The sequence below is a fragment of the Phocaeicola intestinalis genome, from assembly GCF_014837065.1.
GTDB classification, from domain to species: Bacteria; Bacteroidota; Bacteroidia; order Bacteroidales; family Bacteroidaceae; genus Phocaeicola; species Phocaeicola intestinalis.
The window spans coordinates 1-10,450 of sequence record NZ_JACSPP010000084.1 but is presented as its reverse complement, the minus strand read 5'-3'; the positions used below and the strand labels follow the sequence as shown (position 1 = coordinate 10,450).

General features: G+C 45.4%; 10 protein-coding genes. 1 reads left to right on the top strand and 9 read right to left on the bottom strand.

Going from position 1 to position 10,450, the window contains the following annotated elements:
* Positions 1-132: 132 nt before the first annotated feature.
* The 9 genes from rplT to H9625_RS16225 form a co-directional block, all read right to left on the bottom strand.
* Positions 133-483 (bottom strand): 50S ribosomal protein L20, encoded by a 351-nt coding sequence (gene rplT, locus H9625_RS16265; RefSeq protein WP_087210727.1) that lies wholly within the window; start codon positions 481-483, stop codon positions 133-135.
* Positions 484-589: 106 nt separating this feature from the next.
* Positions 590-787: a 50S ribosomal protein L35 gene (gene rpmI, locus H9625_RS16260; RefSeq protein ID WP_022040183.1), complete on the bottom strand. Its 198-nt coding sequence runs from the start codon at positions 785-787 to the stop codon at positions 590-592.
* Between the two features lie 55 nt (positions 788-842).
* Positions 843-1,448 carry a translation initiation factor IF-3 gene (gene infC, locus H9625_RS16255; protein ID WP_022040184.1) on the bottom strand — a complete coding sequence of 202 codons (606 nt, stop codon included), beginning with the start codon at positions 1,446-1,448 and terminating at the stop codon, positions 843-845.
* Between the two features lie 103 nt (positions 1,449-1,551).
* Positions 1,552-3,495 (bottom strand): threonine--tRNA ligase, encoded by a 1,944-nt coding sequence (thrS, locus tag H9625_RS16250; protein ID WP_087210722.1) that lies wholly within the window; start codon positions 3,493-3,495, stop codon positions 1,552-1,554.
* Between the two features lie 209 nt (positions 3,496-3,704).
* Positions 3,705-5,714 (bottom strand): tetratricopeptide repeat protein, encoded by a 2,010-nt coding sequence (locus tag H9625_RS16245; protein ID WP_022040186.1) that lies wholly within the window; start codon positions 5,712-5,714, stop codon positions 3,705-3,707.
* Complete coding sequence (gene def / locus H9625_RS16240; RefSeq protein ID WP_087407077.1) at positions 5,711-6,265, bottom strand: peptide deformylase; 555 nt, start codon at positions 6,263-6,265, stop codon at positions 5,711-5,713. Before def ends, H9625_RS16245 begins: the two co-directional genes overlap by 4 nt.
* A 152-nt stretch (positions 6,266-6,417) precedes the next feature.
* On the bottom strand, positions 6,418-6,837 hold the full coding sequence (ruvX, locus tag H9625_RS16235; RefSeq protein WP_022040188.1) for a Holliday junction resolvase RuvX: 420 nt from the start codon (positions 6,835-6,837) through the stop codon (positions 6,418-6,420).
* Positions 6,838-7,015: 178 nt separating this feature from the next.
* Positions 7,016-8,761, bottom strand: coding sequence for an ATP-binding protein (locus H9625_RS16230; RefSeq protein ID WP_191765339.1), 1,746 nt, complete (start codon positions 8,759-8,761; stop codon positions 7,016-7,018).
* A 50-nt stretch (positions 8,762-8,811) separates the two neighbouring features.
* Positions 8,812-9,786, bottom strand: coding sequence for an Rpn family recombination-promoting nuclease/putative transposase (locus tag H9625_RS16225; protein WP_191765338.1), 975 nt, complete (start codon positions 9,784-9,786; stop codon positions 8,812-8,814).
* Between the two features lie 324 nt (positions 9,787-10,110).
* On the opposite strand from H9625_RS16225, the gene tnpA reads away from it, so the two are divergent.
* The gene (gene tnpA, locus H9625_RS16220; protein WP_021992076.1) at positions 10,111-10,434 is read left to right on the top strand and encodes an IS66 family insertion sequence element accessory protein TnpA; all 324 of its coding nucleotides are present in this window, start codon (positions 10,111-10,113) and stop codon (positions 10,432-10,434) included.
* The last annotated feature ends 16 nt before the right edge of the window (positions 10,435-10,450 follow it).

The window sequence follows — 10,450 nt, the reverse complement described above, 5'->3', positions numbered from 1 at the left end:
GGGCTGTATGATTCCCGCTATTAGGGCTCATTAGGGACTTGCACCCGTTAGCTAATACTCATGCCGAGCATACATCAACGAAAAAGGCAACTCTTTTCCAAGAGTTGCCTTCTTCTGATTTCTTTACTTCTATCAAGCCACCTTAACTTTATCAACCACAGCCTTGAAAGCTTCCGGATGATTCATAGCCAAGTCGGCCAACACCTTACGATTGATTTCAATACCGGCTTTGTGCAATGCACCCATCAGTTTTGAGTAAGACATACCTTCCAGACGGGCAGCAGCATTGATACGCTGAATCCACAATGCGCGGAAGTTACGTTTTTTAGTCTTACGGTCACGGTATGCATAAGTCAAACCTTTTTCCCATGTATTTTTGGCAACGGTCCAAACGTTCTTTCTTGCACCAAAGTAACCTCTAGTTAATTTTAAAATTTTCTTTCTTTTTGCTCTTGAAGCAACGTGATTTACTGATCTTGGCATAGTTTTAATTCATTTTTGAATGTTAGCGCCGATGTTTTACAACCGGACTTGAGGCTAATGCATTCGGTTAATAATTTAAATAATACATTTACACTACCTGCGAAGATTAACGCATACAAAGAAGTTCTTTCACTGCAGTTAAGTTTGCGCTGTGAACCAAACCCATTTTACACAAGTTTCGTTTCTGCTTCTTTGTCTTCTTAGTCAGGATATGACTATGATAAGCGTGCTTTCTTTTGATTTTACCCGTTCCGGTAAGAGCGAATCTTTTTTTAGAACCGGAGTTAGTCTTTACTTTTGGCATCTTGTTTAAGTTTTAATTATTATTATTAACTGTGGCAACGCACTATACCGGCACGTTACGCACTTTTCTCATTCTTTTCTACAACACCTGCTTCGCGCGGTTCTGCCGCTTTCGGAGCAGCAGGTTTCTTTGTTCCACCCGCTTTTTTCGGCGACAATGCAATAGTCATACGCTTTCCTTCCAAGATAGGCATCTGCTCCACTTTCGCATACTCCTCCAAATCATTGGCAAAACGAAGCAACAACACTTCACCTTGTTCTTTAAAGAGAATGGAACGTCCCTTAAAGAAAACGTATGCTTTCACCTTATCGCCTCCCTGCAAGAACCCGATAGCATGTTTCAACTTGAAGTTATAATCGTGTTCGTCAGTCTGAGGACCGAAACGGATTTCCTTTACATTGACCTTCACTTGTTTTGCCTTTTGCTCCTTTGCCCGTTTCTTCAACTGGTAAAGAAACTTAGAATAATCAATAATTCTACAAACGGGAGGAACAGCATTGGGTGAAATTTCTACCAAATCGGCACCATGTTCTTCAGCCATCCGCAAAGCTTGTGCTATAGGATAAACAGCCGATTCAATATTGTCGCCCACAATACGGACTTCTTTGGCACGAATCTGTTCATTGATTCGATGTTGCCCTTTCAAATTGTCATTTTTCATTCAAATACTTGTTTCCTTTGTCTGCTTATAATATTATTAATGTAATTATTGTTATTCTTTTTTGCCGAAAGCCAAAATGACTTTTGCAAATGCGGTTGCAAAGTTACCACTTATTTATCATATTATGAACTTCTTCCGCAATATTTTTTGCAAATTCTTCGATTTTTACCGTACCTTTATCGCCTTCTCCCTGTTTGCGGACAGAAACTTCGCCATTGGCAGCTTCTTTTTCACCCACAATCAGCATATAAGGGATGTGCTTCATCTCGTTGTCACGAATCTTGCGGCCAATCTTTTCGTTACGGTCGTCTACCAACGCGCGGATGTCGTACTTCTTCAGTTCCAGACGAACCTGGTCGGCATACTCATTAAACTTCTCCGAAATCGGAAGGACAGCAACCTGATCGGGAGTCAGCCACAACGGGAATTTACCGGCTGTATGTTCAATCAATACGGCAACAAAACGCTCCATCGAACCGAACGGCGCACGGTGAATCATTACCGGACGGTGTTTCTGGTTATCGGCACCCATGTATTCCAACTGGAAACGTTCGGGCAAGTTATAGTCTACCTGAATGGTACCCAACTGCCAACGGCGGCCGATAGCGTCTTTCACCATAAAGTCGAGCTTCGGACCATAGAACGCAGCTTCGCCATATTCCACTTTCGCCTTCAGTCCTTTTTCCTGACAAGCTTCTACAATAGCCTGTTCTGCCTTTTCCCAGTTCTCATCGCTACCGATGTATTTCTCGCGGTTCACCTTGTCGCGCAAGGAAATCTGCGCTTCGAAGTTCTCGAAGTTCATCGACTTGAACACAATCGAGATAATATCCATTACACGGAGGAACTCGTCTTTCACCTGGTCGGGACGGCAGAAGATGTGCGCGTCGTCCTGTGTAAAGCTGCGCACACGGGTCAATCCGTGCAACTCACCGCTCTGCTCGTAACGGCATACCGTACCGAATTCGGCGATACGCAAAGGCAGGTCGCGGTACGAACGCGGACTGTTGCGGTAAATCATACAGTGATGCGGGCAGTTCATCGGCTTCAGGAAATATTCCTCGCCTTCTTCCGGCGTATGAATCGGCTGGAACGAGTCCTTACCGTATTTCGCATAGTGTCCCGAAGTGACATACAACAGCTTGTTTCCGATAGGCGGACACATCACTTCCTGATAATCGTAACGTGCCTGAATGCGGCGCAGGAAATCCTGCAGGCGGATGCGCAACGCTGTACCTTTCGGCAACCACATCGGCAATCCCTTGCCTACCATATCCGAGAACATGAACAAATCCATTTCCTTGCCAATCTTGCGGTGGTCGCGTTTTTTGGCTTCTTCCAGCATGGTCAGGTATTCATCCAGCATCTTCTTCTTCGGGAAGGTAATACCGTAAATACGGGTCATCTGCTTGCGGTCTTCCTGTCCTCTCCAGTAAGCACCGGCAACCGACAACAGCTTGATAGCCTTGATAGGAGCGGTGGAAGGCAAATGCGGACCGCGGCACAAATCGGTGAATGCACCTTGTGTATAGGTAGTGATATGCCCGTCTTCCAATTCAGAAATCAACTCGCACTTATATGTCTCACCTCTCTCGCCGAACATCTTCAGCGCATCGTCTTTCGCAATGCTCTTGCGCACCAGCGGCTCCTTACGTGCAGCCAGTTCTATCATCTTCTGTTCGATGGCCGGCAGGTCGCTTTCTTTGATAACCACGTCATCTCCCGGATCTACATCGTAATAAAAACCGTTCTCGATAGCAGGACCAATGCCAAACTGAATACCCGGATACAGTTCCTGCAAAGCTTCAGCCAACAAGTGGGCACTGGTATGCCAAAATGCATGTTTACCCTGCTCGTCATCCCATTTGTAAAGAACGAAATCGGCATCTTCGTTAATAGGTCTCATCAAATCAATCGTTTCGCCATTTACGCCACAAGCCAAAACATCTTGCGCCAGACGAGAACTGATGCTCTCTGCAATCTGCAGACCAGTAACTCCTTCGTTATACTCGCGAACAGAGCCATCAGGAAAAGTTATCTTAATCATAGTCTTTTATGTTAGTCTTTTTTATTGAGTCGCAAAAATAAACAAAACTTTTTAATTATACAATTTTTAGGTGATTAGTTGACTAGTGACAAGGCAACAAGGTAACAAGGGGACAAGGGGACAAGGTTTTAAATACCTTTAGTCAAACTATTCAGAACCTTGTTACCTTGTCACCTAGTCAACTTATCATCTTATCATCTTTCAACTACCTAATCTTCCTCCTTCATTGTAGTAAAACGCTTCAGCACGCTGTATGCCGAGAATATACCCAGCTCGCCCGCCTTACTCAAGTCTTGCACACCCTCGCTGTTATTACCCAAGAACACATTCGTCAGTCCTCGATTGAAATAAGCATCCGAAAAACGCGAATCAAGTTCGACAGCCTTATTATAATCCACCAATGCCGACCGGTAATCCTTCATCACGGCATAGATATTTCCACGGTTATAATACGCATAGGCAAAATCGGGAGCCAGACGAATCACTTCATCCAAATCATCGCGCACCATGGCATAATCCAGCGCACGTACCTGCAACGTTTTTTCCTGACTTTGCTCTATTTCATAATTTGCATCCCGCTTCCTGTATTCCAACTGTTTGTAGTGGATCATCGCCCGCATAAAATAGGCTGGGAAAAACGCATTGTCCTTTTCGATGGTACGGTCTAAATCTTCCAACGCATTATCAAAATCCTGTACCAGATAAAAATCAAGGGCACGTGCAAAATAGTGCAAGGCATTGTCCGGCTCTTTCACAATCTTCTCCGTTATGTCATCAATCGATGCAAAATGCTGCTTCACCTGCCCTTCGGTAAGCGAAGCTTCATTATTGGTTATCAACAACTGGTGCGGCAAGACACGACGGTTATTCAAGTCATCGATATATTTCGAATAGTTAATCTGGTGTTTCACTTCATCCGGACGTTCGTAATAACTTAGCACAAACATCGGCTGGGGAAGAATCGTGATATTACGGTCCTGCACACGTCCGCGATAATCGGTCTTGTATTTCGAACGTTCGTCTTCATTGTCTGCCACTACAATCTTACGGAAATTGTTCATGTTCTTATCCGACTTCTTACGGGTCTTGTCGGCCGAAGCAGTCTGTTGCGATGTCTTTCCGTTCTGCGCATCCAGTTGCGCCTGCAATACTTTCATCTCGTCCTGGCTTGCACCTTTCAGGTCGCCTGTTTTCTTACGAGCCTCGGCACGATACTGATAGCCTGCCAAGAAATTGGGATACTCTTCCAGCACCGTAGTATAGTCACTGATGGCACCGGCATAATCTCCCGTCCTGTCACGCAGCAAGCCCCGGTTGAAGACCGCCATCATATTGTCCGGCTCTATCTGGAGCACAAAGTCGAAATCCTCTATAGCCCGGTTATCGTCTCCTACCTGGGCACGGAGCAAGCCCCGGTTGTAATGCCCGATGAAGTTATTCTTGTCGATGTCAAGAGCCAAGTCGTAATCGCTCATAGCCCCCCGCAGGTTGTTCTGGTAATAGCGTGCCAACGCACGGTTGATATACATGCCCGCATTGCGCACCGACAGGCGTATGGCTTCGGTCAGGTCGCTTTCGGCATCGGCATACTTGTTCCGCTGAAGGAAAAGCATGCCCCGTGAAGCCCACGTGTCGGCATTATAACGGTCCATTTCGATAGCCTTGTCGGCATCCGACATGGCTTGAAGCGTATCCTTCTGCTTGAGAGAGACTTCCGTACGCATCAGATAAGCATCAATATAGCGGGGGGCAATCCGGATCAGCGTATCCAAGTCGGCTTTCGCTTCCGCATAATCCTCGCTCCGCATCCGCGACAAAGCCAGATTATGCCACAGGCTGGTATTCTCAGGATCGAATGTCAACGCTTTCTCGTAATCCTGTATGGCACCCGTGTAATTTTCTTGCTGGATACGCGCGATGCCTCTCACCTGATACGTATTGGGTACATACGGATTGCGCTCAATCGATTCCGTACAATCGGCTTCCGCACCTTGAAAGTCATCCAGATTCAGTTTTGCCAGTCCACGATAAAAATACGGTTCGGCCAAGTAAGGCTTGGCATTGATAACCTGATTGAAATACTGGATGGAAAGAACATAGTCTTCAAAATAAAGAGCGTTTTTCCCGATGGCCATCACCCGGTCCGTATTAATCTGGGCGCCGGCTATCATCGGGAAAAACACTCCTATATATATTATATAAATAAGCTTCCGAATCATTTCACTGTCTTCACCTTGTAAGAGCAACGGGCCTTGCCCTTCAGCATGCCGTTAAGTTTGCCTTTAATCATTTGCTTGCGGAGTGCCGACAAATGGTCGATAAACATGGTTCCTTCCAGATGGTCGAACTCATGCTGCATCACACGTGCCAGATAACCGTCCACCCACTCATCATGCGGATTCATGTCTTCATCGAGGTAGGTCACATGAATCTTGTCGGGACGTTTCACACTTTCATGAATGCCGGGCAAGCTCAAGCATCCTTCATCCATCGAAACAATGTTGTCGCCCGTTTCCACGATACGGGGATTGATATAAGCATGACGGAAGTCCTTGTACTCGGGGAAATCATCAGCCAACACATCCAGGTTTATCACCACCACACGGATGGGCAAACCTATCTGTGGAGCGGCAAGCCCTACCCCGTCGGCACGATCCATCGTCTCAAACATATTCTGAATCAATTCTTTCAAGTTCGGATAATCCGGTGTAATGTCTTTAGCTTCCTCACGTAACACCGGTTGTCCGTATACATAGATAGGTAAAATCATATTATTTAGTTCTTTAGTTTTTAAGTTTGTCAGTTCTTTAGTTTGTCAGTTCTTTAGTTTTTAAGTTTGTCTGTTTTTAGTTTGTTAGTTCTTCTGTTTGTCATTGTCGAATTATTTAACTCAAAAACCTAAAAACTTAAAAACTCAAAGACTTACATTCCTCTTTTCGACTCCAAATACGACTGTAAAATAATCGTGGCACTGATTTCATCCACCAAAGCCTTGTTTTGCCGTGCTTTCTTCTTCAAGCCTCCGGCAAGCATCGCCTGATGTGCCAAGACCGATGTAAAACGTTCATCGAACAGTTCCACCGGAACATCGGGCAGTTTTTTCTTCAACTGATTCATAAAAGGCACGATATACTTCATACTTTCCGAATCCTCGTTGTTCATCTGCTTGGGATGTCCGATAACGATACGCTCCACCTTTTCTTGCCGCACATAGTCCAGCAAGAAATCCATCAGTCCATGCGTAGGCACGGTAGTCAGCCCGCTTGCAATAATCTGCATCGGGTCGGTCACCGCGATACCCGTACGCTTCTTTCCGTAATCAATTGCCAATATTCTGCTCATAATCGGCGACAAAAATACGAATTTATTCTGTATACTTCTCTATATAAACCTTAAAAGATTGCGTATTTATACTATATGAATATCCTCATTTTCCCCAATTGCCCATGCAGGGGCGTATCGCATACGCCCGAATGCGCCAACTTATCCATGAGGATGTCTTCAGGGCGTATGAGGAACATCAAGCTATTTCCATACAGATTGATAATTCCGCACCACGAAATACCACCTTCAACAGGTGAAGCTTCGTGCCAGAACACAGACGACATACGATTTTATCCTTGCTATACTTTTCCAACTGGACATCAGCTTCCCGGCTTTTGGCTTCCACCTCTTCATCTGTTGCAGCCGGCTTTACATATTTCAATTCCAGAATATAGCTGTGCGCAATCTCCGGATAACGCACCCTGTCGGGCAGAAGCAAGAAATCACTATAACCATAACTCAGTTCTATTTCAGGCTCTACCAGATAAAGTGTATTCAAGGCAAGGTAAGCCTTGAAAAAAACTTGCAGGTTATGTTCACCTAAAATACTGTCCCGCACCGAAGAATTTTCCTTGTATGCCGCAGCGATACGGCGAATGAAAGGCTGCCATTCGCCTGTAAAAGCCATATTCGTCATTTCATGTTCCAATGGGATACTGTCAATCTTAAAACTACGGTTGAAATAATCACGCATGAAACTCCAGTATTGTTCTTTCACACAATTATTCGGAATAATCATTTTGATCATGTTCCCATAACTTGTCCCCATCGTGAGCAACCCGTAGTAATAAAGCAAGCTGCGGAAATTATTGTCTTCCGTCACATATTCAGCAGGGAAAGAAGTCTTCAGCCTCATCAGCACAGAACCCGTTGCCGCAATTTCCTCAATAACTCCCATCCGGTTTTCCCGCTGGTTTCCACGGTCTATACCTGCCAGCATCTGAAGTTTCTTATAATCTGTACGCACATTGACATCCACCATCTCTTTGGGAGGACGGCCGAAAGCAACCTGGTGGCGCAAGTAGTAAAGCACCATGTCACAATTGTAAAGACGTTCGGCATCTATGTAGTCTTCCGAAAAACAGTAATTGTTATACCAAGGCCTCATCTCTTCCAGCATCGCCTCGATATCAGCATCAGAACGCAATTTGCCATTATCCTGATAGTAACGGAACATCGTATGCACATCCGACTCGGAAAAGCCCAACATATAATTGAAACGGGGGTCTTGGGAAATATTCCAACCGATATTGTAACCGCTCGAAAGGTCATCCAAGGTAATGGGAGACACACCTATCAAAAAAACACGGCTGAACATGACCTTGAATATCTTGAAATATTCCCGGTAGAACCCGCTGGCGTGGGTCAGCCTGCGGAACCGCTCCTTTCCGCCTTCACTGAGAATAACGTTGGTGAAATTGTCATACTCATCCACAATGAGGTATAAAAGATAACCTTTCTTACGTGCATGCAGATTGATATAGTTCAACTTAGCCCTGGCACTGTCTTCCGCCTTTACCTTTTCTTCGAACTCCTTATCGTAAAACCCGGCGTATGTCTCGGCAAACATGTCCAGCACCTGACAACAATATTTATTGAAGTTACTTTCAAGCTCACCTTCATTAGACCCGCTCCCGATAACCGAGAAGTCGAAATAAACAATCTGGCAAGCGTTTTTCAGGGAAGTCGGATGAGCCTTTATCCACAGTCCGTCGAACAACGTCTCAAAACGGTCTGCCTTGGCAATATCATAATATGCCTGCATCATGCTGACGAACACACTCTTGCCGAAGCGGCGGGGACGAATCAGAAACAAGAAATCATTTGCCTCTTCCAAAAGAGGCAGATACATCGTCTTGTCCACATAATACCGGTTTTTGCTCCGCACTTCCTCAAAGTTTGCCACCCCGTAAGGGATGCCTTTTACATTTGGCTTATCCATAATCCATCCTTTTTTACATGATTCTTTCCACAAAGAAAGATTTTATCCTATTACAGTTTCTCCACTTCATCACGCGTGAGTCCGGTGATTTTAGCGATAATTTCCGCCGGAATGCCTTCCGATTTCATGCCACGCGCATTTTGGATATTGCCTTGCCTTATGCCTTGTTGTATGCCTTTTTCCAAACCTTCTTGCCGACCTTCCTGCAGGCCTTGTTCTATACCTTTTTGCATACCCTGTTGCATGCCTTGTTGTATACCCTGTTGTATACCCTGTTGTATACCTTGTTGTATGCCCTGTTCCATACCTTCCCGCAAAGCATCGCTTATCAAAGTGTTCTCTACCCGCACGGCATCCCAGAAGTCATCATACCACCAGAGTTGCGCATCGCTGAAAGCAGACTCTTCAATTTGCGTCACCGCCTTGCAGATTTCCGGATTCTCTAATAACTCTTTGGGGGCTTGCCGCGTATGCTCGTCTATTTCCGTCAGATACCGCAACCAAAGTACCGCCATTTTCTTGCCTTTGAAATCTTGTGGCTTGAATTTGGGAAGCTCTACGAAGATAAACCTCAGCCCTTCTATCACCTTGTCCGTATGCTCCACCTGCACGATTTTATAGTCGTGGTAAGCCTCCGGCACATCCGGCAGGAAAATATCGTTTACCAAGTTGAGCGAATACACGGGCTGTAGCAGTTCGTATTTGCTCTCTCTGCCTCCAAGCTGGCGCACGTACGCTTTCGAGGCGTTGAACAATACGCGCTGCATGAACGCAGGAGACCAGAGCATCTGCATTTCTACCAGAAACTGCCTGCCCATTTTGTCTTTACACCTCACGTCTACGATGCTGTTCTTCTTCAGCGGTGTCTCCGGCATCAGTTCCGGTGTCAGGTATTCGATTTCCGCAATCTCCTCTTCGGGCTTTTCGAAAGGCAGCAAGGCATTGAGCAGGCTGATGACCAGGTCGGGGTGTTCGCCGAACACTTTCTTGAAAGTCAGGTCAGCTTTAGGATCCAAGTATCTCATAATCGATGCTTTTAATGATTGCATACAAAGTTAGGGAATCTTTATCAGTTTACCAACACCTTTGAAGAAATCCTGCTCCAAAAAGAAATGTCCAAGCATGTCTGACAACACTTATCTGCATTTCCAGTCCTCTATAGTCAGGACTGCTATCCTGATAGGTCAGGGCTGAGCGAGGACTGGAATGCGTAGGACCGGACAAACAATTGCATTTCCGGATAAGCCTGGTTTACTCCGGAAATACGTAAGCATTCTAAGAAATACACATTGCATGCCCTATGGTTTGATTGTAATTTTGCCTCCGCATAACAATCAAACCGAATAGCAATGAACAGAACTGAATTTGAAGAATTAGAAATACAGGTGCAACAAAGCGGCCTGTCATTGAAGTCGTACCTACGACAGATAGGATTGAGTTATTCCACCTATCACTATTGGCAAAAGAAATACTCTGCCGAGAAAGACAGTATCAAACAAGAGTTGGCTCCGATCAATATCAAACGGCCAACAGCAGAATTGTCCTTGGATGAACAGGCTCCTTACGGCGTGTCCTTGTTGTTTCCCAACGGACTCCGTGCCCACTTTGGAAGCGGCTCAGAGAAGCTGTTGATGGAAGTGTTGAACCAAAGTCTGCAGGAGGGCCATGTTTAACTTGAACGACACGATG